The organism is Cyanobium sp. NIVA-CYA 375, from assembly GCF_056108345.1.
This window is the reverse complement of the sequence record NZ_JBSYHW010000028.1, coordinates 1-23145: the sequence shown is the minus strand read 5'-3', so window position 1 is coordinate 23145 and position 23145 is coordinate 1. Positions and strand designations below refer to the sequence as shown.

Annotated in this window: 24 protein-coding genes; 12 read left to right on the top strand and 12 right to left on the bottom strand. The window is 63.2% G+C overall.

Going from position 1 to position 23145, the window contains the following annotated elements; genetic code table 11:
* Window positions 1-16: 16 nt before the first annotated feature.
* The 8 genes from AC01FP_RS09005 to AC01FP_RS08970 form a co-directional block, all read right to left on the bottom strand.
* Window positions 17-1888, bottom strand: a complete 1872-nt coding sequence (locus AC01FP_RS09005) for a sensor domain-containing diguanylate cyclase (protein WP_474479686.1) — start codon at window positions 1886-1888, stop codon at window positions 17-19.
* Between the two features lie 309 nt (window positions 1889-2197).
* Window positions 2198-3079: a transglutaminase family protein gene (locus AC01FP_RS09000; RefSeq protein WP_474479684.1), complete on the bottom strand. Its 882-nt coding sequence runs from the start codon at window positions 3077-3079 to the stop codon at window positions 2198-2200.
* Window positions 3064-4023: an alpha-E domain-containing protein gene (locus AC01FP_RS08995; RefSeq protein ID WP_474479682.1), complete on the bottom strand. Its 960-nt coding sequence runs from the start codon at window positions 4021-4023 to the stop codon at window positions 3064-3066. The genes AC01FP_RS09000 and AC01FP_RS08995 overlap by 16 nt, the downstream gene beginning before the upstream one ends.
* Window positions 4017-5456, bottom strand: a complete 1440-nt coding sequence (locus AC01FP_RS08990; protein ID WP_474479679.1) for a circularly permuted type 2 ATP-grasp protein — start codon at window positions 5454-5456, stop codon at window positions 4017-4019. Before AC01FP_RS08990 ends, AC01FP_RS08995 begins: the two co-directional genes overlap by 7 nt.
* Before the next feature lie 76 nt (window positions 5457-5532).
* Complete coding sequence (ureC, locus tag AC01FP_RS08985; RefSeq protein WP_474479677.1) at window positions 5533-7245, bottom strand: urease subunit alpha; 1713 nt, start codon at window positions 7243-7245, stop codon at window positions 5533-5535.
* 11 nt (window positions 7246-7256) lie between these two features.
* Window positions 7257-7574, bottom strand: a complete 318-nt coding sequence (locus AC01FP_RS08980) for an urease subunit beta (RefSeq protein ID WP_197152525.1) — start codon at window positions 7572-7574, stop codon at window positions 7257-7259.
* A gap of 26 nt (window positions 7575-7600) precedes the next feature.
* Window positions 7601-7903, bottom strand: coding sequence for an urease subunit gamma (locus tag AC01FP_RS08975; protein ID WP_474479674.1), 303 nt, complete (start codon window positions 7901-7903; stop codon window positions 7601-7603).
* A gap of 37 nt (window positions 7904-7940) precedes the next feature.
* On the bottom strand, window positions 7941-8867 hold the full coding sequence (locus AC01FP_RS08970) for an urease accessory protein UreD (protein ID WP_474479672.1): 927 nt from the start codon (window positions 8865-8867) through the stop codon (window positions 7941-7943).
* A gap of 36 nt (window positions 8868-8903) precedes the next feature.
* On the opposite strand from AC01FP_RS08970, the gene ureE reads away from it, so the two are divergent.
* From ureE to AC01FP_RS08925, 9 genes are all read left to right on the top strand, one after another.
* Window positions 8904-9389: an urease accessory protein UreE gene (gene ureE, locus AC01FP_RS08965; RefSeq protein WP_474479671.1), complete on the top strand. Its 486-nt coding sequence runs from the start codon at window positions 8904-8906 to the stop codon at window positions 9387-9389.
* A complete protein-coding gene (locus AC01FP_RS08960; protein ID WP_474479670.1) occupies window positions 9379-10020 on the top strand; it encodes an urease accessory protein UreF in 642 nt (213 codons plus the stop codon). The genes ureE and AC01FP_RS08960 overlap by 11 nt, the downstream gene beginning before the upstream one ends.
* A gap of 9 nt (window positions 10021-10029) precedes the next feature.
* On the top strand, window positions 10030-10626 hold the full coding sequence (ureG, locus tag AC01FP_RS08955; RefSeq protein ID WP_474479669.1) for an urease accessory protein UreG: 597 nt from the start codon (window positions 10030-10032) through the stop codon (window positions 10624-10626).
* Window positions 10627-10759: 133 nt separating this feature from the next.
* Window positions 10760-12040: an urea ABC transporter substrate-binding protein gene (gene urtA, locus AC01FP_RS08950; RefSeq protein ID WP_474479668.1), complete on the top strand. Its 1281-nt coding sequence runs from the start codon at window positions 10760-10762 to the stop codon at window positions 12038-12040.
* A gap of 95 nt (window positions 12041-12135) precedes the next feature.
* Window positions 12136-13293, top strand: a complete 1158-nt coding sequence (locus tag AC01FP_RS08945) for an ABC transporter permease (protein ID WP_474479667.1) — start codon at window positions 12136-12138, stop codon at window positions 13291-13293.
* A gap of 4 nt (window positions 13294-13297) precedes the next feature.
* The gene (urtC, locus tag AC01FP_RS08940; protein WP_474479666.1) at window positions 13298-14485 is read left to right on the top strand and encodes an urea ABC transporter permease subunit UrtC; all 1188 of its coding nucleotides are present in this window, start codon (window positions 13298-13300) and stop codon (window positions 14483-14485) included.
* Entirely contained in the window at window positions 14482-15228 is a 747-nt protein-coding gene (gene urtD, locus AC01FP_RS08935) for an urea ABC transporter ATP-binding protein UrtD (RefSeq protein ID WP_474479664.1), read from the top strand. The genes urtC and urtD overlap by 4 nt, the downstream gene beginning before the upstream one ends.
* Window positions 15225-15992, top strand: a complete 768-nt coding sequence (urtE, locus tag AC01FP_RS08930) for an urea ABC transporter ATP-binding subunit UrtE (RefSeq protein WP_474479663.1) — start codon at window positions 15225-15227, stop codon at window positions 15990-15992. The genes urtD and urtE overlap by 4 nt, the downstream gene beginning before the upstream one ends.
* Window positions 15993-16030: 38 nt before the next feature.
* The gene (locus AC01FP_RS08925) at window positions 16031-16504 is read left to right on the top strand and encodes a hypothetical protein (protein WP_474479662.1); all 474 of its coding nucleotides are present in this window, start codon (window positions 16031-16033) and stop codon (window positions 16502-16504) included.
* On the opposite strand, the gene AC01FP_RS08920 is transcribed toward AC01FP_RS08925, so the two are convergent.
* From AC01FP_RS08920 to queC, 3 genes are read right to left on the bottom strand one after another with little or no spacing between them, the layout of a single operon-like run.
* The gene (locus AC01FP_RS08920; RefSeq protein WP_474479661.1) at window positions 16474-17355 is read right to left on the bottom strand and encodes an aminotransferase class IV; all 882 of its coding nucleotides are present in this window, start codon (window positions 17353-17355) and stop codon (window positions 16474-16476) included. The genes AC01FP_RS08925 and AC01FP_RS08920 overlap by 31 nt on opposite strands.
* A complete protein-coding gene (locus AC01FP_RS08915) occupies window positions 17352-18674 on the bottom strand; it encodes an anthranilate synthase component I family protein (protein ID WP_474479659.1) in 1323 nt (440 codons plus the stop codon). The genes AC01FP_RS08920 and AC01FP_RS08915 overlap by 4 nt, the downstream gene beginning before the upstream one ends.
* On the bottom strand, window positions 18671-19327 hold the full coding sequence (gene queC, locus AC01FP_RS08910; RefSeq protein ID WP_474479705.1) for a 7-cyano-7-deazaguanine synthase QueC: 657 nt from the start codon (window positions 19325-19327) through the stop codon (window positions 18671-18673). The genes AC01FP_RS08915 and queC overlap by 4 nt, the downstream gene beginning before the upstream one ends.
* Window positions 19328-19450: 123 nt before the next feature.
* Here queC and AC01FP_RS08905 point away from each other — a divergent pair, with 123 nt between their 5' ends.
* Entirely contained in the window at window positions 19451-19969 is a 519-nt protein-coding gene (locus AC01FP_RS08905) for an ecotin family protein (protein WP_474479657.1), read from the top strand.
* On the opposite strand, the gene AC01FP_RS08900 is transcribed toward AC01FP_RS08905, so the two are convergent.
* Entirely contained in the window at window positions 19970-20626 is a 657-nt protein-coding gene (locus tag AC01FP_RS08900) for a 7-carboxy-7-deazaguanine synthase QueE (RefSeq protein ID WP_474479656.1), read from the bottom strand. It lies immediately after the preceding gene.
* 350 nt (window positions 20627-20976) lie between these two features.
* Here AC01FP_RS08900 and AC01FP_RS08895 point away from each other — a divergent pair, with 350 nt between their 5' ends.
* Both AC01FP_RS08895 and AC01FP_RS08890 read left to right on the top strand, forming a co-directional pair.
* Window positions 20977-21669 (top strand): peptidylprolyl isomerase, encoded by a 693-nt coding sequence (locus AC01FP_RS08895; protein WP_474479654.1) that lies wholly within the window; start codon window positions 20977-20979, stop codon window positions 21667-21669.
* A 23-nt stretch (window positions 21670-21692) separates the two neighbouring features.
* The coding region (locus tag AC01FP_RS08890; RefSeq protein WP_474479653.1) for a cyclic nucleotide-binding domain-containing protein at window positions 21693-23145 on the top strand (1453 nt) is incomplete at its 3' end.

Sequence of the window (23145 nt, the reverse complement as noted above, 5' to 3'; positions counted from 1 at the left end):
TGCGGGGAAGCCCGGCTCAGCCTTTCTGCCAACTGCAACTGATCAGATAGTTGCTAGTAGCGGCTACTGACATTGGCCGACTAAAGAGGAAGCCTTGGCCCAGCTGATAGCCATTTTGGAGCAGCCAAAGGCGCTGGGCCTCGGTTTCTACTCCTTCGGCTGTGATGTCTAGGCTTAGGTCGCGGCAGAGCACTTGGATAGTTTTTAGCAGCTGGTTGCTGGGCTTTTGGAGGTCATCAATTCGCTGCACAAAGCTATAATCTACTTTTGCCGTTCGCACCGGGTAGTTGTGCAGGCGACTCAGCGATGAATAGCCAGTGCCGAAGTCGTCTATGGCGATGCTTACACCCTCTAGGATCAGGGTATTGAGAAAGGCTCCAATTTCTGAATCGTTGAGTTGCAGGTAGTCTTCCACTAGTTCTACCTGGAGTCGCCAGCCAGATGGAAGCGGAGTGGAGCGGATCAGATGCAGTAGCCGGTTTCGTAGAGCTTCTTTTTCAAGTAGCAAGGCAGATAGGTTCACCGATAGGCGCAATGCCTGCCCGGGGGCGGCGATCTCCAGTTCATGGCTGGCCTTGAGGGCTTTCTCAATGACCTGAAGATCGAGCTCGCCGCTAAGTCCCGCAAGCTGGGAGACGGGCAGGAAGCTGCTAGGTGTAATGACCTCACTGGTATCTGTTGGCCAGCGCATTAGGCATTCAAGGCCCACCGGTTTGCCTGAGGCTAAATCTACTATGGGCTGCAGATAGGGGATGACATCATTATTGCGAACTAAACGCCTGAGATCTGTTTCTAACTTATATTGCCTTTGTGCTTCGAGGCGGGAATGAAGATCAATAAAATTGAAGCTGCTTCCCTTGGAGCGATTTGTGATGGCGATTCGCTGAGCTATGCTTGCATCAGACAGCAGGGAGTCAGGGTTGCTGTAGTTGTTTTTAAAAATTGCGATTCCCATGCTCATGTTTAGCGCAAGATCAAAACCGTCAAGTGTGACAGGGGCTTCAAGGCTGGAGATGCATTCTGCGGCAATTTTTGCTATGGCATTCTTATTGGAGATGTGAGGTATTACAAGTACTATTTCATTGTCTGAAAAGCGAGCCATAGTTGCCTGTGTAGGAAGACAGACTGAGAGCCGTTCCATGCCAGCTTTGATTAAGCTTTCTGCTAGCGCTGACCCTGAGGTTGCGCTGATGCTGGAATAGTCCGTAAATTTGCAGCGTGCCAAAGCAAAGCAGGGTGGAATCTCTAATTCGAGTATTAGCGTCAACATTTGCAGCAGCTGCTCGCGGTTCATTGGCGAGTTGGCGCCAACGAGCCGCTGAATTTTTGTTGCGACCGGTTTGTTATTTTGTTGTTGCAGCAAGGCTTTTTCGGCTGATTGCAACAGCTGGGTTTCCCGCCGCAGTTCCATTTGACTTACAACTTGTCGTGCTAGACGCTCCATTGAAGTAATCTGCTGGGGCGAAAGACTTTTGGACTCTGTATCGATGGCACAAAGGCTGCCGAGCACCATGCCATTGGCGGCGATCAAAGGAAAGCCTGCATAGAAGCGAATGTGTGGTTCGCCCTGCACTAAGGGATTGTCGGCAAAGCGCTCATCAGCCAAGGCATCATTGATAATTAGGTGCTTGCGTTGTGCAACAGTATGGCCGCAAAATGAGATATTTCGGGGAGTCTCAGAAGGCGCATCTTCAAGGCCTACACAGGATTTAAACCACTGCCTATTTTCATCGACTAAGCTGATGATACCAATTTTAGCACCTGTTACATATTTGGCTAAATGGGTAATATCATCAAAAATAGCCTCTGGCCGAGTATCTAGCAATCCGTAGCTAGCTAGCTCCTTCAGGCGTGCTGAGTCTTCTTCGGGTATGGGTGCTTCCTTCACGAAGGTTAGCCCTCAGTACATGATCCTAAATTTAGGTCCTCTATTTTCGCTTGGCTTGGTCGGATTTCACTGCCAAAGTGGTCGCTGAGCTGGGTACAGCCTTGAAAAAATGTGACTAGCAAATTTTCTCGCCACCTCTGCATCGCGGCGGCCAGGAATATGCGGGAGGGCCCGCAGCCGGCTCCAGCTGAGTGAAGCCCTGGCGGTGATGCTGGAAGAATTCATGCCCTCTGCCAGGCCATTCCCAGCGCTGTGCTGAAGCTTGATGATGCGCTGCAAGGCCGTCAAAAACCCGTAGACACCTGTTGCTCAGGGCGACTGAATGCTTACGGCCGGTTCCTGAATATCTGCTTCTATCCCCCATTCCAACAAGTTTTCTACCCCGTCTGGTCCTGAAAAGCTGCCGGTGACTGCGGCTGTTAGTTCCGGCTTGGATGAGGTAGCCAAGGTGATGTAGCGATCGTCGATTACGCCTATGCCGCTGGGATCGAAGCCCCGCCAGCCAGCACCGGGTAAATACACCTCGGCCCAGGCGTGCAGGTCGTAGTGCTCCGGCTTTGGTTCGAGTAGGTGGTATCCGCTCACGAAGCGGGCCGGTAAACCGACACAGCGGCAGGCCTCCACCATCAGCATCGCCAGGTCCCGGCAGGACCCCACCCTTTCCTTGAGGGTGCGGCCGGCGGGCCAGGCCGGGCCCACGTGTCGCTGGGTGTATTTGACCCGGTCTTGGATTATTTCCACCAGCTGTTGCAGAAACATCAGCGCCCGTTGGTCGCTGCCCATCAACGCTTCCTGGGCCATGTCAACTGCGGCTGGATCGTGCTGGCCATTGGGAAGCCAGCCCTCCAGGCTGCCGGCCAGGTCACCGTTTAAGTGACCCACCGGGTAGGGCAGTACCGGCTCGCTGCCCTCCAGGCAAACCTGCAGCAGCGGCGCCGCTTCCGTTTCCACCAGGCTGCTGGCCTGCACTGTGAAAGTGTCTGCAGGCCCATTAAAACGGGCCCGCAAAATTTCATCGCCGCTGGCTGCCACCAGGGGGTAGAGCCGTCCAGGCTCAGGGGTCACCAGCAGCTGGAAGTCCAGCAAACGCTGAAAGCCGTGGCCCCTCGGTTTGAGGCAGAACCGGTGGGGGCCCAGCAGTACTGGGGCGCTGTAGCGGTAGGTGAAGGTGTGGGTTACTCGGGCACGCATGCGTGGTCGGCGATGAAGTAGCGCTGCTCGATCAGATCATGGAGCCGGTTGAGGTCGCTTTGCAGGGCGTCGATTGATTCGTGCAATCCTCCGGCGATCAGCTCGTCGATGCGGGTGTAGCTCCAACGGGCCAGGGTGAGCCCGCTGAGACATTCGAGCTCGTCTGGAGCTCCGGGCACCGCCTGGCCGCTCACGATCCTCAGGGTTTCGTTGATGCGCCCTAGGCAGTAGCGCACCGACCTCGGAAAGATCGGGTCAAGCAGCAGGAAGCTGGCCACCGCCTCTGGCTCGATCACCTGCTGGCGCGATTGGCGGAACATCTGATATGCCCCAGCGCTACGCAGGAGGGAGATCCACTGCAGTTCATCGAGCACCCCCCCTACCTCATCTGGCGAAGGCAGCAGCAAGAAGTACTTCACATCAAGGATGCGGGTAGTTTTCTCGGCCCGCTCCATCACCCGCCCCAGGCGGCTGAATTGCCAGGAGAGATCGCGGCTCAAGGTGGCGTCGGTGATGCCATAAAAGAGTTGGCAGGCCCTGCGGATCTCCCTGAGTTGCTCCAGGGGGGGCTGCTGCCAGAAGCCTTTGTTGTCGAGCAGGGTCCAATAGATGTCGTTGAGCTGCTCCCACATTTCGGTGGTGATCACCTCGCGGATCTGACGAGCGTTCTCGCGGGCGATGGCGATGCAGTTCGCCACGCTGTTGGGATTGTTTTCGGCTCGCACCAGAAACTCCACCACCTGCTCCGGCCGGCCATCTGGATAGAGACGGTCGAATAATTCGCGATCACCGCTGGCATCAACTAGGGGCAACCAGGGTTCGGCGCTGCCGGGGGGGCAGTCGAGGGACATCGCTTCGCTCACCTCCACAAAACGGGAAATGTTTTCGGCCCGCTCCACATAGCGGTTGATCCAGTAGAGGGAATCGGCGACGCGGCTCAGCATGATTGTTCACTCACGATCCAGGTGTCCTTGCAGCCGCCACCCTGGGATGAGTTAACCACCAGGGAGCCCCGGCGCAGGGCCACCCGGGTGAGGCCGCCCGGGCTTACCCAGGCCCCCTTGCCGCGCAGCACATAGGGCCGTAAATCCACATGGCAGGGGAACAATTCACCTTCGCTCAGTGAGGGCACGGTGGAGAGCTCGAGGGTGGGTTGGGCTACGTAGTTGCGTGGCTCGGCCTGGATCTTGACGGCAAATTCCGCGATCTCCTCCTGGGTGGCGTGAGGGCCGATGAGCATGCCGTAGCCACCGGCCTCCGCTACCGCTTTCACCACCAGCTCACTGAGGTGGGCCAACACGTAGGCCCGGTCGTCCTCCCTGGCACAGAGGTAGGTGGGCACGTTTGCGATGATCGGATCTTCGCCGAGGTAGTAGCGGATCATCTCCGGCAGGTAGGCGTAGATCAGCTTGTCGTCGGCTACCCCTGTGCCTGGGGCGTTGGCGATTGCCACCCGGCCGGCCCGGTAAGCCGCCATCAGGCCACGCACTCCCAGCATCGAATCGCTGCGGAACACGGCCGGGTCGAGGAAGTCGTCGTCGATGCGCCGGTAGATCACATCCACCGGTTCGGGTCCGGCCGTGCTGCGCATCCACACCCGGTCGTCTTGGCAGATCAGGTCGCGGCCCTCCACCAGCTGGATGCCCATCTGCTGGGCCAGGTAACTGTGCTCGAAGTAGGCGCTGTTGAACACTCCGGGGGTGAGCAGAACCACCTTGGGTGTATCGGTCCAGGGAGCGAGCTCTCGCAGGGTCTGCAGCAGGTGGGAGGGGTAATCGTCGATGGGTTGCACGGTGCGGCCGGCAAACAGGCTCGGGAACATCCGCTTCATCACCCGGCGGTTTTCCAGGAAGTAGGCCACGCCCGAGGGGCAGCGCAGGTTGTCTTCCAGCACTCGCCAGGTGCCCTGGCCGTCGCGCACCAGATCCAGGCCGGATATGTGGCACCAGCGGCCCAGCGGTGGCTGGAAGCCCTGCAGCTGGGGTCGCCAGCCCTGGGAGCTCTCCACGTCCTGCCGTGGAATGACGCCGTCGTTCAGGATCCTTTGGGGCCCATAGACATCGGCCAGAAATAGGTCGATGGCTTCCAGCCGTTGGAATAGACCCTCCTCCAGTCGCTGCCAGTCGCCGCTGCTGATCAGACGCGGCAGGGGATCGAAGGGCAGGATGCGCTCACCCCCCTGGCTGCCTGAGCCATTGAGGCGAAAGGTGGCTCCCAGCCGCCGCAGCAAAACGCCGGCGGCCTCATGGTTGCGGTTTAGTTCATCGAGGCCCAGCTGGCCTAGGGAGGAGATCAGGGGCTGCAGGGCGCTGCGGGGCTGTTCAGGTGCACTGAAGTATTCGTCGTAGCCCCGATTTGGTCTGTATTCGGTAAACATGCCACGCCTCTTGCCATGGCGGGATCATGTCCACCCCTTGGGGTCGGCGCCGGTGTGGATTGATACGGAAGGCCAGCTAGAGCAAAAAGTAGCGCTGGGCCATCGGCAGCACCTCGGCTGGTTCGCAGCTGAGCAGCACCCCATCTGCGAACACCTCATAGGTCTGGGGGTCTACTTCAACCTTCGGCAGGGCCGTGTTGTTTTTCATTGAGGCCTTGCCGATGTCGCCGCGGGTGTTGGTCACGGGCACGCAGGGGCGTTTCAGGCCCAGCTGGCGGGGTAGGTCGGCATCGAGGGCTGCCTGGCTCATGAAGGTGAGGCAGCTGGGGGCTAGGGCCGCTCCAAAGGCGGCAAACATCGGCCGGCCGTGCACCGGCCCGGGGGTGGGGATCGAGGCGTTGGCATCGCCCATCTGGGCCCACACGATCGAGCCGCCCTTGATCACCAATTCCGGTTTTACCCCGAAAAAGCCCGGCTTCCATAGCACCAGGTCAGCCAGCTTGCCCACCTCCACCGAACCGATCTGGGAATCGAGCCCGTGGGCGATGGCAGGGTTGATCGTGGTTTTGGCTATGTAGCGCTTCAGCCGGGTGTTGTCGTTGCGGCTGGAGTCTTCGGGCAAGGCGCCGCGCTGTACCTTCATCTTGTGGGCGGTCTGGAAGGTGCGGGTGATCACCTCGCCCACCCGGCCCATGGCCTGGGAGTCGCTGGCGATGATTGAGAAGGCGCCCAGATCGTGGAGGATGTCTTCGGCGGCGATCGTTTCGCGGCGGATGCGCGATTCGGCAAAGGCCACATCTTCCGGGATGCGCGGATCTAGGTGGTGGCACACCATCAGCATGTCGAGGTGTTCGTCGAGCGTGTTGCGGGTATAAGGGCGGGTGGGGTTAGTGCTGCTGGGCAGCACATTGGCTTCGCCGCAGATCTTGATGATGTCCGGGGCGTGGCCGCCGCCGGCCCCCTCGGTGTGGAAGGTGTGGATGGTGCGGCCGCCGATGGCGCGGATCGTGTCTTCCACAAAGCCGGCCTCGTTGAGGGTGTCGGAGTGGATGCACACCTGCACGTCAAAGCGGTCGGCCACCGTGAGGCAGCAGTCGATCGCGGCTGGGGTGGTGCCCCAGTCTTCGTGGAGCTTGAGGCCGCAGGCGCCGGCGCGCACCTGCTCTTCGATCGCTTCGGGAGTGGAGGCGTTTCCTTTGCCGTAAAAGCCGAGGTTCACCGGCAGCCCCTCGGCGGCCTGCAACATGCGGGCCAGGTGAAAGGCGCCCGGGGTGCAGGTGGTGGCGTTGGTGCCGGTGGCCGGGCCGGTGCCGCCCCCCAGCAGGGTGGTTACACCGCTGGCCAGGGCCGTTTCAATCTGCTGGGGACAGATGAAGTGGATGTGGGTGTCGATTGAGCCGGCGGTGATGATGTGGCCCTCGCCGGCGATCGCTTCGGTGCCCGGCCCCACCACGATCGTCACGCCCGCTTGGGTGTCGGGGTTGCCCGCCTTGCCGATGGCGCAGATGCGGCCGTCGCGCAGGCCGATGTCGGCCTTGACGATCCCCCACCAATCCAGGATCAGGGCGTTGGTTATGACTGTGTCCACGGCGCCTTCAGCGCGGGAAGTCTGGCTCTGGCCCATGCCGTCACGAATCACCTTGCCGCCGCCAAACTTCACCTCATCGCCGTAGACGGTGAAATCCTTCTCCACCTCCAGAAATAGTTCCGTGTCGGCCAGGCGCAGCCGATCGCCGGTGGTGGGGCCGTAGGTCTCGGCGTAGGCGCGGCGGGAGATGCGGTATGGCATGGGATGGGGAGTTAATCGAGGGGGCCGTTCACCAAGCCGTTGAAGCCGAAGATGCGGCGCTCGCCGGCAAAGGGCACCAGCTGCACCTCGCGGCTGTCGCCGGGCTCGAAGCGAATAGCCGTGCCGGCGGGAATGTCGAGCCGCAGGCCGCGGGCGGCGTCGCGGTCGAACTCCAGGGCGCTGTTGGCCTCAAAGAAGTGAAAGTGGGAGCCCACCTGCACGGGCCGATCGCCCGTGTTGGCCACCAGCAGCGTTGTCACGGGCCGGCCGGCGTTCAGAACGATCTCGCCGGGTTCGGGCAGCAGTTCACCGGGGATCAGGGGGGGCATGGCGGATCGGGGTTGGGGGGCAGTGATCAGCGGATCGGGTCGTGCAGGGTCACAAGCTTGGTGCCGTCGGGAAACATCGCCTCGATCTGTACCTCGCTCACCAGCTCCGCCACCCCCTCCATCACCTGTTCACGGCTCAGCCAGGTGCTGCCCTCGGCCATCAGGGCGGCAACGGTCTTGCCGTCGCGGGCGCCCTCGATCACCTGAAAGCTGAGCCAGGCCATCGCCTCAGGGTGGTTGAGCCGCAGGCCGCGGTTGAGCCGCCTCTCCGCCAGCAGGGCGGCGGTGACGATCAGCAGCTTGTCCTTTTCCTGGGGGGTTAGGTGCATGGCCCAACTTTGGCAGGACTAGGGCCCATTGACCCGTTCAGATTGAACCCATGGGCTGTTCCTGGAAGGGCCATACCCGCGGCAGTTCTGGGGCGCCGAGGCCGCGTGCGTCCCGGATTCGGGCCCATAGCCTGGTGAACCAAAACCGGGCCGCCTGACTGGAAGGGCCGCGGTAGCGGGCGATCAGGCCCTGGCCTAGGGCGCCGCAGGCCATCTCGCCCTCCAGGCCCTGGCGGTCGCTGCGGCAGTCGGCCAGCAGCTGGGCCAGGGCAGCGGCCCCCAGGGGCTGCGGCGCTGCCCACACCAGCGATCCCAGCACCGGTTGGCCGGCCATGCCGTGTTCTGCTGCGAGTTGGGCGCCGCTGATTTCCAGGGGATCCACCAGCTCCCAGCGGCGGCCTTCGGGGCCGCGGCGGCAAATCTGCAGCCGTGAACGCCAGCACCCCTGGCCCAGGGTTTCGCCGGCGGCGCTGCGGCCCAGCCGCACGACGTCCATGCCCAGCCAGCTGGCCCCCGCTGCTAGCTCCACCGTGAGGTTCTGCTCCAGCAGTCCGCCGGCAAACAGCACCAACTCCTGGGGCAGCCATTCCAGGTCGCTACCGGCTTCAAGGCTGAAGTGCAGGCTCTGCCGGGCCCACTGGCCCTGCGGCACCAAACGGGAGCGCCCCACCGTGCCGTAAACCTTCTGGGCCGCCACGCTGGTGATCAGGGCCTGGCTGCCTGGGGCGAGGTGGGCCCGCAGCGTGAGTTGGTCGCCCCCCACCAGGCCGCCGGCGGTGTGCAGGAGGGGCAATTCGCAGCGGCCGTCTGCCTGGGGGTAGGCCCGTTGCAATTTCAGGGGGGAGGTGGCCCAGCCCTGGTGCACAGTTGCAGTCGGCTCCCCCGGACTGCCCTGCCGGGCCGTGAACTCCAGCTCAGCGGCGCCGTGCCAGCGGCCTGCCGCAATGGTGTTGGGATGATTCACCAGGCATGCTGTTTAAAGACCATGGTGCACCCGGCGATGGCCAGCTCTGAGCCTGCTGACCGGCCGTTGGTGCTGCGTGAGCGCGGGCTGGCCGCCAGCCCGGGGGCCGTTCCTGGCTTGGTGCTGGCCCTTTCGGCGGCGGAGCGCACCCAGCTGCGGGGTTTGCGTTGCACTGCCTGTGGCAGGCAGGTGCTGCTGCAGCTGCCCCGGGGGGCAGCCCTGCAGCCCGGTGAGTGGCTGGCCGCCACGGCTGCCGAACCGCTGGTGCAGGTGCGGGCGGCGCTGGAGGAGCTGATGCAGGTGCGCAGCGCCGATCCCCTGGCCCTGCTCCAGGCCGCCTATCACCTTGGCAATCGCCACGTGGCCATGGAGATCAGGACTGGTGAACTGCGCCTGCTCGCCGATTCCGTGCTGGCCCACCTGCTGGAGTATCGCGGTCTGCAGGTGGACCAGCTGCAGGCTCCCTTTCAGCCCGAGTCCGGTGCCTATGGCTCCGCCCACGGTCACAGCCATGACCACTAGCCGGCTGCGCTTGTTTCAACTGATCAGCCCGGCGCTGCCGGTGGGGGCCTTCAGTTATTCGGAGGGCTTGGAGGTGCTGGTGCAGCGCGGACTATTGCTGGATGGGGCTGGGGTGAGGGCCTGGCTGGTGGCCGAGCTGCAGCGCGGCACCCTGGCGCTGGAGGCGGCGAGCCTGCCGGGCTTGCTGCTGGCTGAGATGGCCGAATTGCGCGAGCGCGACAGCTGGTTGCTGGCCCTGCGGGAGGCGGCGGAGGTGCGCGCCCAGCAGCGCCAGATGGGCGCGTCGCTGCTGGGGCTGCTGGCCGATCTGGGCTTCAATCCGCCCGCCTTGAATCTGGCCTGGCCGGCAGCCTTTGCCCTGGCGGGCCGCGCCCTGGAGGTTGCTGCCACCGAGCTGGTGGAGGCCTACTTGTATGGCTGGGTGGCAAACCAGCTCAGTGCGGCCTTGCGGCTGGTGCCCCTAGGACCCACCGAGGCCCAGCGCCTACAGCTGGGCCTGGCGCCTTTGATTGCCGAGCGGGCCCTGGAACTGGCGGCTGCCGATCCAGATCAGCTCTGGAGCGGTGGTGTGGGTGCGGGTCTGGCCCAGTTGCGCCACGCCGAGCTGTACTCCAGGCTGTTTCGCAGCTGAGCGGATCGGATGAGCAAGCTGCGGGTGGGCGTAGCTGGGCCGGTGGGCTCTGGCAAAACGGCCCTGGTGGAGGCCCTATGCCGGCGGCTGCGCGATCGCCTGCAGCTGGCGGTTGTTACCAACGACATCTACACCCAAGAAGACGCCCAGTTCCTCACCCGAGTTGGGGCCCTAGAGCCCGAACGCATCCGCGGCGTCGAAACCGGCGGCTGCCCCCACACCGCCATCCGGGAGGACTGCTCGATCAACCGGGCGGCGGTGGCCGAGCTGGAGGCGGCCTTCCCCGATTTGGATTTGGTGCTGGTGGAGAGCGGCGGCGACAACCTGGCTGCCAGCTTCAGCCCGGAACTAGTGGATCTCTGCATCTACGTGATCGATGTCGCCGCTGGCGACAAGATCCCCCGCAAGGGCGGTCCGGGGATCACCCGCTCCGACCTGCTGGTGATCAACAAGATCGATCTGGCGCCGATGGTGGGCGCCAGCCTTGAGGTGATGGCAGCGGATACCGAGCGCATGCGCCCTGGGCGCCCCTGGTGCTTCACCAACATCCGCAGCGGCGAGGGGCTGGAGGCGGTGGAACAGTTTTTGTGGGCTCAGTTGCCCTGATTGTCTTGTGTTTAAGGAACTGTTGCAACCGCTACAAAGCCAAGGTGTGACAACTGGATACCTTCCAATGACCGCTAAATAGCAGCGGGACATTCAGCGGTTTCCCGTAGGAGTTTTTATGAAGTCTTCCCTGATGCGCAAAACCACCATGCGTTATGTAGCTGGTGCTACGGCGATGGCAGCCAGCCTTTCGCTGGTGGCCTGCGGCGGCGGCGGTGAAAAAGCCTCTGGCGATTTTGACGGTGAAGTGAAGGTGGGAATTCTGCATTCCCGCTCCGGCACCATGGCCATCTCCGAAAACACGGTGGCTGAAGCCGAGTTGATGGCCATCGATGAGATCAACGCCAAGGGCGGGATCACCATCGAGGGCAAGAAGCTGAAGATTGTTCCCGTCGAAGAAGATGGCGCCTCGGATTGGCCCACCTTCGCCGAGAAAGCCAAGAAGTTGATCGATCAGGATCAGGTTGCTGTGGTGTTTGGAGGCTGGACCTCTGCTAGCCGTAAGGCGATGCTGCCGGTATTCGAGGCCAAGGATCACTTCCTCTTCTACCCGATTCAGTACGAAGGCCAGGAGTGCTCCAAGAACATCTTCTACAGTGGTGCTACCCCTAACCAGCAGGCCGAACCCGCGGTCTCCTGGCTGCTGAAGAACAAGGGCAAGGACTTCTTCCTAGTTGGCTCCGATTACGTGTATCCGCGCACCGCGAACACGATCATGAAGGAGCAGCTAAAGGCTGAGGGCGGCAATCTGGTGGGTGAGGACTACCTGCCACTTGGTAACACTGAGGTAGCTCCGATCATTGCCAAGATCAAGCAGGCCCTGCCCAAGGGTGGCGTGATCGTCAACACCCTTAATGGTGATAGCAACGTTGCCTTCTTCAAGCAGATGCAGGCCGCTGGCATCACCCCTGCCAACGGCTACGCGATCATGAGCTTCTCAATTGCTGAGGAGGAGGTTGCGGCAATTGGCCCTGAGTATCTGGAAGGCACCTATGCGGCCTGGAACTTCTTCCAGAGCCTGGATACACCAGCTTCCAAGGAGTTCACCAATAACTTCAAGGCCAAGTATGGCGAAAACCGCGTCACCAACGACCCGGCTGAGTCTGCCTACAACATGATCTACCTCTGGGCCGCTGGAGCGGAGAAGGCCAATAGCGTTGACAACAGCGCTGTGCGCAAAGCCCTGATTGGTGTGACTTTCGATGCCCCCCAGGGCAAGATCGAGGTGCAGCCCAACCATCACACCACCGAGCTGGTGATGATTGGTGAGGTCCAAAAGGATGGCATGTTCAAGATCATTGAAAACCAAGGCGTAGTTAAGCCGATTGCCTGGAACCAGTTTGTTCCCGAAACCAAGGGCTACACTTGCGATTGGACCCAGGATCGTCCTGACGCTGGCAAGTTCAAGATGTGATCAGCGCACTTTGATTAGCCGCAGGGGGGAGAGACATTTAGTCTTCTTCCCCCTTTTTCTTTTTGTTTTTGTTCCTTTGTCCCCTCCGGGACTCCATGACAGCTCTTTACGACACGCTCTTCAACGGCCTGGCGATCGGCTCGGTGCTGATGCTGGCGGCGCTTGGCCTCGCTGTGGTCTTCGGCCTGATGGGTGTCATCAACATGGCCCATGGGGAATTGATGATGCTCGGTGCCTACACCACCTTTGTGGTGCAGAACCTGCTTAAGAACGGCCCCCTTTCCGGCCTCTTCCCCATTTATTTACTGATTGCGATTCCGATCGCCTTTCTGGTTAGTGGCTTGGCCGGGTTGTTGCTCGAGAAGACGGTGATTAGGCGCCTCTACGGCCGTCCCCTGGAAACCTTGCTGGCCACCTGGGGCGTCAGCCTCATCCTGCAGCAGTTCGTGCGCTCCGTTTCTACGGCCTTCTTTGCCGGTCTGCTGCTGGCGGTGTTGCTGGGACTGTTCGCGCCGCGCCTCACCCCCCAGCTCTGGTGGCAGAAGCGTTGGACGCCGCTGCTTGGTGTTGGCAGCTGGGTGCTGGCCGGCGCTCTGGGCATTGGGCTGGCTTCGGCCCTTGGCAGCGTGAGAGCCCTGGATCAGCCCTGGTTCAGCGCTCGCAACATTGACGTCACGGCGCCGCAGTGGCTGCGTGGCTCGATCGATCTGGCGGGGGTGACGATGCCCACCGGCCGTCTGTTCATCATCGCGCTGACGGCAATTGCTCTTGTGGCGGTGAACTGGTTTCTGCAGAAGAGTGTTTGGGGTATCCGCATTCGGGCCGTAACCCAGAACCGGCCGATGAGCAGTTGCCTTGGCATTCCCACAGAAAAGGTTGACGCCCTCACCTTTCTGGTGGGCTCGGGGCTGGCCGGGGTTGCCGGTGTCGCTGTCACCCTGCTGGGTTCGGTGGGACCAAACCTCGGCGGTAACTACATCGTTGATTGCTTCATGGTCGTGGTGCTCGGTGGGGTTGGCAAACTGCTCGGCACCGTGGTGGCGGCTCTCGGCATCGGCATCCTGAGCTATGTGCTCGGCTCTGGTTCCCTGCTGCTGCTTTGGCCGACGATGCCCGCCGGCCTGAACGAGACGATCACCTTTTTTGCCACCACGTCGATGGCGAAGGTGCTGGTGTTCGTGCTGATTGTTGTCTTTCTGCAGTTCAGGCCTGCAGGCCTGTTCCCGCAAAAGGGACGCATGGTGGAGGCCTGAGGCGATGAGCAGCTCACCTTTCCTAATTGTCTTTCTGCGTCGCTGGTGGCCCTGGATTCTGATCGTGGCGGCTGCCCTGATCCTGCCCTTCGTATTGCCGCCCTTTCGGCTCAACCTGCTCGGTCGCTTTTTAGCCCTCGGTATCGTCGCGCTAGGTGTTGATCTGATTTGGGGCTTTACCGGCCTGCTCAGCCTTGGTCAGGGAATCTTCTTTGCCCTCGGTGGCTATGCCCTGGGGATGCATCTTTCGCTCAATTCGCTTGAGCCTGGCCAGTTGCCGGAGTTCTTTAGTCTCTATGGAGTCAAGAGCCTGCCCCTCTTCTGGCAGCCGTTCAACTCGCCCCTGTTTACGCTTTTGGCGATCTGGGTGATTCCAGCGATTGTGGCTGGAGTACTGGGCTTCCTTGTATTTCGTAACCGCATTAAGGGGGTGTACTTCTCGATCCTCACCCAGGCGGCCCTGCTGGTGTTTTTCAACTTCTTCAATGGCCAGCAGAAGCTGATTAATGGCACCAACGGTCTCAAGACAGACACCGCTCGCTTCTTCGGTGAGCTGGTGGGTTCCGATGGCATGCAGCGTTACCTCTTTTGGATCACGGTGCTGCTCGTGGTGGCTGCCTGGTTCCTCTGCCGCTGGCTCACCAGCGGTCGCTTTGGCGACGCCCTGGTGGCAGTGCGCGATGACGAGCCGCGGCTGCGCTTCACCGGCTACAACCCCACCGCCTACAAGACCCTGGTGTTCACGGTGGCTGGTGCTCTTGCCGGTATCAGCGGTGCCCTCTACACCGTGCAATCGGGCATCATCTCGCCCCAGTTCATGTCGGTGCCCTTCTCGATTGAGATGGTGATCTGGGTGGCGGTGGGGGGCCGCGGCACCCTGATCGGCGCCGTGCTCGGTGCGGTGTTGATCAACTACGCCAAGAGCCTGATCAGCGAGCAGCTACCCGAAACCTGGCTGTTCGTTCAGGGGGGGCTTTTCCTGCTCGTGGTTACAGCCCTGCCCGATGGCGTCGTGGGCTGGTGGCGCAAAGGCGGGCTTCGCCACATTCAGGCGATGGTGGGCTGGCCGCCGCTGGCTCCCACCTATCCGGGCCTTGACCTCGATCCACTCGTACAGGCTGAGAAGCGCGAGATCGAAGCCCGTGCCTTTGCTGAAGAAACCGGTTCCACAGGATCTGGAGGTTTGCCATGACTGCCCTGCTTGAACTGCGCCAAGTGAGTGTCAGCTTTGATGGCTTCTGGGCGCTCAATGACCTCAATCTCTCCCTCATTCCCGGCGAACTGCGGGCCGTTATCGGCCCCAACGGCGCTGGCAAGACCACCTTCCTCGATGTGATCACCGGCAAGGTGAGGCCTACCAAGGGTGATGTGTTTTTCCGGGGTCGCTCGCTGGTGGGCATCAGCGAGTACCGCATCGCCAGGCTCGGCATCGGCCGCAAGTTCCAGGCGCCGCGGGTTTATCACAACCTCACGCCCCGGCGCAATCTTGAGTTGGCCGTCAAGGGCAGCCATTCGCCCTTCACCCTGCTGTTTGGCAGCCTCAGTGCCGCCCAGCGCGACCGAGTGCAGCAGCTGCTCGCCGTTGTGGGTCTAGAAGCCCACGCCTCCCAGCAGGCCGGCAGCCTCTCCCACGGCCAGAAGCAGTGGCTCGAAATCGCCATGTTGCTGGCCCAGGATCCCGAGGTTCTGCTGGTGGATGAGCCAGTCGCTGGGCTCTCCGATGAGGAGACCGAGCGCACCGGCGAGCTGTTGCGCAGCCTCGCCGGTGATCACACCGTGCTTGTGATCGAGCACGACATGGACTTCATCCACGAACTCAATTGCCCAGTCACGGTGCTGCACGAGGGCCATGTGCTCTGCGAGGGCAGCATGGATGAGGTGCAGCGCGATCCCCGCGTTATCGAGGTGTACTTAGGAGTTGAGGACCCAGCATGACCAGCACTATCTCCCGCGGTGAACCGGTCACCCCCCATCCCCCCGAGGGTAGTGATGGGCATCTGCTCGCCATCCGCGGTCTCAACGTTTACTACGGCGAGAGCCACATCCTGCGCAACGTCGATCTCTCGATCGCGCCGGGTCAGATGGCTTGCCTGATCGGCCTCAACGGCGTCGGTAAGACCACCCTGCTTAAGACGATCATCGGCTTGTTGCGCCAGCGCAGTGGTTCGGTGCAGCTTGAAGGCCAGGAACTCTCGTCCCTACTGCCCCACCACCGCGCCCGGGCCGGCATCGGTTACGTGCCCCAGGGGCGAGAGATTATTCCCCAGCTCAGTGTGCGCGAAAACCTGCTGTTGGGCCTTGAAGCCCTGCCGGGGGGCATGGGTCGCCATCGCCACATCGATCCGCTGGTGTTTGAGCTGTTCCCCGTATTGGAGAAGTTTCTGGCCCGCCGTGGTGGCGACCTCTCCGGTGGTCAACAGCAGCAACTAGCCATTGCCCGAGCCCTGCTCGGCAAGCCCCGCCTGTTGCTGCTAGATGAACCCACCGAGGGCATCCAGCCATCGGTGGTGCTCGACATCCAGCGGGCAGTGGGCCGCATCATTCGGGAGACGGGGATTTCGGTGTTGCTGGTGGAGCATCACGCCAGCTTTGTGCGCCAATCCGACTGCTACTACGCCATGCAGAAGGGTGGAATTGTGGCCAGTGGCGCTACGGCAGATCTCAGTCCGGAGATGATCCAGCGCTTCTTGAGCGTTTGAGGTTATAGAGGTGGTGGGCAACTTCACCTTCAAATTTGATGCGCGCTTCCCTTTTGGCGGCCTTCGCGGCCGGTCTGTGCAGTACCACCCTGGTTGCTGGCCTGGCTCCAGCCCAAGCCCAGACCTGCCAGTTTCTGGCGCCAGTGGGCGGCGATGGTGTTACCAACATCATCACCAAGACTGTCGGCCCTGGCAATCCGTTTGGCCGTCCCAACTGGAACACCGATTTCTTCGTGACCCAGCCCTACGCCAGTTACAAGTTTTTCTTCACCGCCAACTCTTCGGTGAGTGCCACGTACCCCATTCAGGGCTATCTCAAGTTCACTGACGGCTCCAGCTTGCAGGTGATCAATGAGTCGTTTGCGCCCCAGGTGGGTACCGGTCGCATGTGGGGTCCCTTCCCCGCCATTCCTGGCAAAACCGTGAGCCAGCTCAACTTCAAGATCGGTGCCAGTGCAGACCAGGCGGCCACTGGTTTCACCTATCGCATTTCCACCATGGGTTGCAATTGACCTAAAAGCTGGCGCCAAAATGCCTCAGCAGCAATGCTGCTCCGGCCAGCGCCCTCTCCTGGCAAGAGCGCGCAGCCCAGCTGGCTGAGCGGCCGGCAGCCCAGGCTGTTGATCAACCAGGCCGCCTCCCAGCTGGCCAGATCCTGCTCGTGGATCGGGGCTTCAATGATCAGGCCCCGATTCAGGCCCCGCTGCCGCATCACCCCTGGCAGGCAGCCGCTGCTTAGGGGCGGGGTGATCCAGGAGCCCCCGCGGCACACCAGCAGGTTGGCGCTGGTGCCGCAGCAGAGGCCGCCGGCCGAACTATTCAGCAGGGCGTCGTCGGCGCCGGCTTCCAGGGCCTGGCGGCGGGCCTGGATCGAGGCCCCGTAGGCGAAGCTCTTGCAGCGGCTCAGCAGGCTGGTGGCGCTGCGGGTTTCGGTGGGACTAACGATCACTCGCACCGGCTCAAAACACGGTTTGCTGGCACTGAGCTGCAGCCAGAAGCTGGGGCTGCCGTTGCGGGGTGGGTCGATGCCCCGTGCACCGCTGCCGCGGCTCCAGTTGAGTCGCAGGGCGCCGCTGCTGCCCAGGGCCGTGCCGATGCCGCTGCGCTCGATCGCTGCGGCGATCAGGGGCTGCACGGTCGCGGCTCCTGGCGGTGGCGGCAGCCCCAGCAGCGCCGCCGAGCTCTGCCAGCGGGCCAGGTGTTCCTCCAGCAGCCAGGCCTGACCTGCCTCCACCAGCAGGGTTTCAAACAGGCCATCGGCCAGCAGCAGGCCCCGGTCGCTGATCGGCAGGGTCAGGGTCTGCGGTGTGCCCCAGCGCCCCTGCCCCGTGCCGTCGCCCAGCCAGGCGATCGGGGCGCTCATGCCAGGGCCTCGAGCAGCGGTTGCAGTTTCCAGCCCAACTCCTCGGCTTCGGCGGCGGGGTCGGAGTCGGCCACGATGCCGCAGCCGGCGTGGGCCCGTAGGCGCTGGCCGCGCAGCAGCAGCGAGCGGATCAGGATGTTGCTGTCAAACTGGCCGTCGCCGCCCAGCCGGAAAAGCGAGCCGCAGTAGGGCCCCCGCGGCACCGGCTCGAGGCCATGCAGGCGCTGGCAGGCGCGGATCTTGGGGGCGCCGGTGATCGAACCGCCCGGCCAGCAGGCCCGTAGCAGGTCGATCGCGTTCAGCCCCGGCTCCAGCTGGCCCCGCACCACCGAGGTGAGGTGGTGCACCTGGCGGTAGCTCTCCAGCCCCACCAGCTGGGGCACCTGGATCGAGCCTGGCGTGCACACCCGGCCCAGGTCGTTGCGCAGTAGGTCGACGATCATCACGTTTTCGGCCCGGTCCTTGGGGCTGGTCACCAGGTCGGCGGCGGCGTCGGCATCGGCGTCGGCATCGCCATGGCGCGGCCGGGTGCCCTTGATCGGCCTGGTTTCCACTCCCCCACCAGCCCCCACCCGCAGGAACCGCTCCGGCGAGGCCGACAGCACCGCCTCCCCCGCCGCCGCTCCGCCGGCGATTGCCAGGCCAGCAAAGGGGGCGGCGCAGAGCTCGCGCAGGCGGCCGTAAAGGCCGAGGGGATCGGCGGGGCTTAATAAGATGTGCTCGCAGCAGGCGGTGAGATTGGCTTGGAAAAGATCGCCGGCGGCGATCCAGGCCAGCACTTGCTCCACCTGGGCGGCAAAGTGCTCCGGTGGGGTGTGCCAGTGCCAGGAGGCTGGCGCGATCGCGGCCGGGGGTTGGCTCGCAGGCGCGGTGCCTAGATCAAGTCGCTCCAGCAGGGCAGCGAAGCTGCTCAGCCGCCCTGGATCTTGACCCTCGAGCCACTGCTGCTGGCTGCCATGGTCGAACACCAGCACCGGGTCGTGGCGGGCGGCCCAGAGCAGGGCCATGTCGGGCGATTGCCAATGGGGTGCGGGCTCCACCCAGGCCCCGGCTTCGTAGCTGAGCCAGCCCATCCAGTGGCCGCCATCAGCGGCCAGATCGGCCAGCAGGGCAAAGGGATCACTGGCGCCGCTCTCCTCCGGCAGGCCGCGGCAGATGCGCTGCTCTAGGGGCGCCAGGCCGAGGCGGCTGCAGGGGCCCTGGGCGCTGCCATCGCTATCGAGCCACACCAGACCCTCCCTCCCCAGCTCGGCCGCCAGGGCTTGCACCAGGGGCCAGGGATCCCGCCAGGGCAGGGGGTGATGTAGGGGCGGGCTCATGCCCCGGCTGCCAGCAGGGCGGCATCGCGGATGCGGCAGCTGTCGCACACGCCGCAGGGCCGCTCGCCACCCTCGTAGCAGCTCCAGGTGCGCTCGATCGGTACGCCCAGCCGCCGGGCCTCTTGCACGATCTGGGTTTTGCTCCAGGTCACCAGGGGTGCCCAGAGCTGGGTGGCGTGGCCTTCGCGGCCGGCCTTGCTGGCCAGCTCAGCCAGGGTCTGGAAGGCTTCGAGGTAGTCGGGGCGGCAGTCGGGGTAGCCGGAGTAGTCGATAGCATTCACGCCCAGCACCAGCTTTTGGGCGCCGCGGGCCTCAGCCAGGCTCAGCGCCAAGGCGATGAACACGGTGTTGCGTCCCGGCACGTAGGTGCTCGGGATCACGCCCGCCTCAACCCCGGCGCTGGGCACGGCGATGGCGCTGTCGGTGAGGGCTGAGCCACCCCAGGCGGCCAAGTTGACGGCGATGGTGTGGTGTTCAGCCAGCCCCAGGAGCGGGGCCAGTTCGGCGGCGGCCTGCAGTTCGCGGCGATGGCGCTGGCCGTAATCCAGCGACAGCCCGATCACCCGATAACCGGCTTCGATCGCCAGGGCCGCGGCGGTGGCCGAATCCAGGCCGCCCGAGAGCAGGGCGATCGCAAGGGGTGGGTCAGGCATGGGTGCGGCAGACACGACTACTGAGCTGGCGATGGCGTTGAGGAGCTTGTACAGAAGTACATCTTCCCCAATGCCAGCGCCGCTTGCAGCCGCCACGATGGCCATAACCATGGATATGGGGATATGGATTGGGCCAGGGGCATCAAGAACGCGGCGCTTGTTTTGCTGCTCGCTGCGGCGCCCGTTTCGGCGGTACCCCGGCTCGATCTCTCCAGTTACCCGAAAGTCGCCGCTGGCGACCGGCGCTGGGTGATCCAGCTGCCGGGGGTGCTGCCCCCCAACTCCGATGCCGCCCTGTCGTCAAACACCGCCGATTGGCGGGTGCAGTTGCTGGTGGGACAGCTGGTGCAATTGGATTGCAATCGCCAGATGTTCGGCGGCAAGCTCCGCGCCGTGAAACCCGCCCAGAAAGGTGGCCCAGTGATCTATCGGGTCACGGATGTGGGGCCGTTGGCCTCCACCCGCATGGCTTGCCCGGCGGACCAGCCGCGCCGGCGCGGCTTTGTGCCGATGGCCGGTAAGGCGTTTGTGGTGCCCTACAACGCCAGCCGCCCGATCGTGGTCGATGCCCCCCGGCCGCTGGAGCTGCGCTGGCGGCTGTGGAAGGCGGAAAGCCAGGAGCGCCCGGCGCAGCTGCAGTGATCAGCGCAATCCCAGCAACTTGTGGCTCTGCAGGCTGAGCCGCCAGCGGCGGTGGCTGCGCACGTAATCGATCGCCAGGGTCTGGCCGGCTGGGGAGTCCCAGCCCGGTTGCAGCAGCAGCTCGGGGCCCGGGCTGTCGCCGCGCCCCTCACGGGCCTGGGCAGCCATGGCTGCGGCGAAGGCCAGATCGCTGGCTTCATGTACCACCACCTTGAGCTCCTGGCAGGCGGCCAGCAGCTCAGCGCTGGGGGGGCGGTGGCGCTTGGGCGAGAGGGTGATCCAGGCGAAGCGGCCGCTGAGCGGATCAACGCCACTGGTTTCCAGGTGCAGGGGCAGGCCCGAGAGCTCTAGGGACTGGCAGAGGGGCCCGAGATCGTGGTGCAGCGGTTCGCCGCCGGTGATCACCACAAAGGCGGCACCCGCGGCCGCGGCGGCCTTGGTTTCGGTGGCCAGCTCGGCTAGGGGGCGCCTGGGGTGCAGCTCAGCAGGCCAGGAGTGCTTGGTGTCGCACCAGGAGCAAGCCACTGCGCAGCCCCCCAGCCGGATGAAAAAAGCGCTGCGGCCGGCATGGAGCCCCTCGCCCTGCAGGGAGTGGAAGGTTTCCACTACCGGCAGGGCACCGGCTGGCAGCGAATCGGCGGCCAGTGGCTGGGACACCGGGCTTAAGGGAATGGAAAATCCAGAATGGTCTAGCGCTTGGCGTTCCTTTTGGTGTGGAGCGCTTGTGGGCATGCCAGCCCAGGCCTAGTTGCTGAATCAGGTGAGTGCGAAGCCATGACTACTTTGAGCCTTATTTGCATATGTTTGTATCCAGTCTTGGTCCGCACGGGGCAGCATATTTAGGGCTTTAGTGATAAATTAATTGACAGGCCTTGGGGCGCTGTGCCCAATCGCGCAATTGTTATGCTGCAAATAGCTCAAGGGTGGACTTGATTTTGGCTGAATCTCAAGAGGTTCCTGTAGTTTCGATCAGAGACTTGGCCCGTCTTGGTTTGCTTGAGTCCTATGTGCGCGCTAACCTTTTGGCCTTGGCGGCTAGCGATGTTGCTCTTAGCGATGAGCAAGTAGATCAAGCTAGGCAGGCTTTTTGTGGTCAGCGCCAGATCCGCGACGCCGAAACCCTCAAGGCCTGGGCTGTTGCCCAGATGCTCAGTCCAGTCGCCCTCGAGGCGCAGATGCGTCAGCCCCTTCAGCTGCAGCTCCTCTGCCAGCGGGACTTCTCGGCCAAGGCTGAAGCCCGCTTTCTACAGCGCAAGAATCAGCTCGATCGCGTCGTTTACAGCCTGCTGCGCCTCCGCGATGGCGGTCTCGCCCGTGAGCTCTATTTGCGCATTGATGACGGCGATGCCAACTTCGCCGATCTAGCTGCCCGCTACGCCGAAGGACCTGAGCAGGCCACCCGCGGCATCGTTGGCCCCGTGCCACTGACCCAAGCCCACCCTGCCTTGGTCGATCGTTTGCGCACTGCGCCCCCAGGCGTGGTGCTCGAGCCGTTCCAGATTGAATCCTGGTGGCTGGTGGTGCGGCTTGAGAGCCTCACGCCCGCTACCTTTGACGAGGGCACGGCCGCCCTCATGGCCCAAGAGCTGTTCGAACAGTGGATTTCTGAGCAAGTCGAGCGGCATCTCGCTGACCTGCGACCTCTGCTTTCGTTGCCCGTGTCCAGCGATGCTTCTGAATCGCTGAGGCCTGCTTCATAATCGGTCCGACGAACTAATTCATTTTGCTGCAGCTGCCACCCCATCCCGCCTTTGCCGGGTTGTCGCACAACAGCTGCGAGAGTTTGCAACGCCAGCTGAGTCGGCGTCATTTTGGCGTTGGTGACCCCCTTTGCCTGGGGGGTTTAATTCCTTCCGAGATCCTGCTGATCCAATCCGGCACGGCCCGCTTGCTGGTGCGGGATCAGGGCCGCTTGCGCACTGCCGAGAAGCTTGGCCCAGACAGCTTTATTGGGCTGGTTTCCCTGCTGCGCGCCGCTCCCTGTGAGGAGGTGAGTGCTGGTTCTGAACTGGAAGCTCTAGTGCTGCCGGATGCCCTCGTGCTGGAGCTGCTGGCCAGCGAGCCTTCCTTTGCCCAGTGGTGCGGCTCCCACCTTTTCACAGCTGAGCTGGCAGCCCTCTTGACCCTGCTGCTTGAGCAGCATCCACAGGCCCGAACCTCCCTGCAGGAATTGTTGGATCAGGCCCGCACCCAGGCTCGGCTGGTTGCCCCAGAGCCCTCGGCTCTGGCTGCCTTGCCAATTGAATTCAGCCTGCTGGCCGCCAGCCACAACCTGCCTGACCACCCCCTAGGGGCTGCGCTGAATCCGCGTCAGGGCGTGCCGGTGGCCACTCCACCGCTCCCGCCGCGCCTGATCGCCCTGCCTGCAGGGCTGCTGGCGCCGGTGGCTCCAGTGCTGGAAGCCGAGCTGATGCCCGAGGGCTCCGGTAGCGGTAGCGGCCAACCTGGCGGCGCCAACCCGCCGCTGGCCTCGGGCCTTGATCTTGGCCAGCGGGATCGCACGGCACTGCAGCTACTGCGCGGCAACGGACCCCTTGAAGAAACCCTCGCCTGCTTCCAGATGCTGGCGGCGGAGCTCAAGCTGCCCTTCCGCCGCGATGCGATCGAGAAAATCCTGCGCGATGTGCTGCGCCGCGGTCAAACGCCCGACCTGCAGCTCTGCGGCAACCTCGCCGCGATGATGGGTCTGCACGTAAGCGGCGTGCGGGTGCCTGCTAACCAGGGCACTCGCTTGCAGACCCCGGCGCTGATTCCCTGGCAGGGCGGTTTTGCTGTGGTGCGGGGCGCCAATGCCCGCGGTTTAGTGCTGGCCTCCCCTCGCCAGGGTTGGGTGGAACTCTCCCCCGACCAGCTTCCCGAGGCTTTCCCCGACGGCATCGACGTGCTGTTGCTGGAGCGCAGTTCGGCTACCCCTGAGCAGCGATTTGGCTTTGCCTGGTTCTGGCCGGCCCTACAGCGCTATCGCGGCATCCTCACCCAGGTGCTGATCGCCTCTTTTGTGGTGCAGCTGTTCAGCCTGGCCAACCCCCTGCTGATTCAGGTGATCATCGACAAGGTGATCAACCAGCGCAGCCTTGACACCTTGCAGGTGCTGGGCTTTGCCCTGGTAGTGGTGACCTTGATGGAGGGAGTGATCGGTGCCTTGCGCACCTTCCTATTCAGCGAAACCACCAACC

Bases quoted from the DNA above. Each gene is read 5' to 3' on its own strand.
- AC01FP_RS09000 (WP_474479684.1), bottom strand. From the start codon at position 3,079: ATGCGTGCCCGAGTAACCCACACCTTCACCTACCGCTACAGCGCCCCA.
- AC01FP_RS08995 (WP_474479682.1), bottom strand. From the start codon at position 4,023: ATGCTGAGCCGCGTCGCCGATTCCCTCTACTGGATCAACCGCTATGTG.
- AC01FP_RS08990 (WP_474479679.1), bottom strand. From the start codon at position 5,456: ATGTTTACCGAATACAGACCAAATCGGGGCTACGACGAATACTTCAGT.
- ureC (WP_474479677.1), bottom strand. From the start codon at position 7,245: ATGCCATACCGCATCTCCCGCCGCGCCTACGCCGAGACCTACGGCCCC.
- AC01FP_RS08980 (WP_197152525.1), bottom strand. From the start codon at position 7,574: ATGCCCCCCCTGATCCCCGGTGAACTGCTGCCCGAACCCGGCGAGATC.
- AC01FP_RS08975 (WP_474479674.1), bottom strand. From the start codon at position 7,903: ATGCACCTAACCCCCCAGGAAAAGGACAAGCTGCTGATCGTCACCGCC.
- ureE (WP_474479671.1), top strand. From the start codon at position 8,904: ATGGCCAGCTCTGAGCCTGCTGACCGGCCGTTGGTGCTGCGTGAGCGC.
- AC01FP_RS08960 (WP_474479670.1), top strand. From the start codon at position 9,379: ATGACCACTAGCCGGCTGCGCTTGTTTCAACTGATCAGCCCGGCGCTG.
- ureG (WP_474479669.1), top strand. From the start codon at position 10,030: ATGAGCAAGCTGCGGGTGGGCGTAGCTGGGCCGGTGGGCTCTGGCAAA.
- urtA (WP_474479668.1), top strand. From the start codon at position 10,760: ATGCGCAAAACCACCATGCGTTATGTAGCTGGTGCTACGGCGATGGCA.
- AC01FP_RS08945 (WP_474479667.1), top strand. From the start codon at position 12,136: ATGACAGCTCTTTACGACACGCTCTTCAACGGCCTGGCGATCGGCTCG.
- urtC (WP_474479666.1), top strand. From the start codon at position 13,298: ATGAGCAGCTCACCTTTCCTAATTGTCTTTCTGCGTCGCTGGTGGCCC.
- urtD (WP_474479664.1), top strand. From the start codon at position 14,482: ATGACTGCCCTGCTTGAACTGCGCCAAGTGAGTGTCAGCTTTGATGGC.
- urtE (WP_474479663.1), top strand. From the start codon at position 15,225: ATGACCAGCACTATCTCCCGCGGTGAACCGGTCACCCCCCATCCCCCC.
- AC01FP_RS08925 (WP_474479662.1), top strand. From the start codon at position 16,031: ATGCGCGCTTCCCTTTTGGCGGCCTTCGCGGCCGGTCTGTGCAGTACC.
- AC01FP_RS08920 (WP_474479661.1), bottom strand. From the start codon at position 17,355: ATGAGCGCCCCGATCGCCTGGCTGGGCGACGGCACGGGGCAGGGGCGC.
- AC01FP_RS08915 (WP_474479659.1), bottom strand. From the start codon at position 18,674: ATGAGCCCGCCCCTACATCACCCCCTGCCCTGGCGGGATCCCTGGCCC.
- queC (WP_474479705.1), bottom strand. From the start codon at position 19,327: ATGCCTGACCCACCCCTTGCGATCGCCCTGCTCTCGGGCGGCCTGGAT.
- AC01FP_RS08905 (WP_474479657.1), top strand. From the start codon at position 19,451: ATGGATTGGGCCAGGGGCATCAAGAACGCGGCGCTTGTTTTGCTGCTC.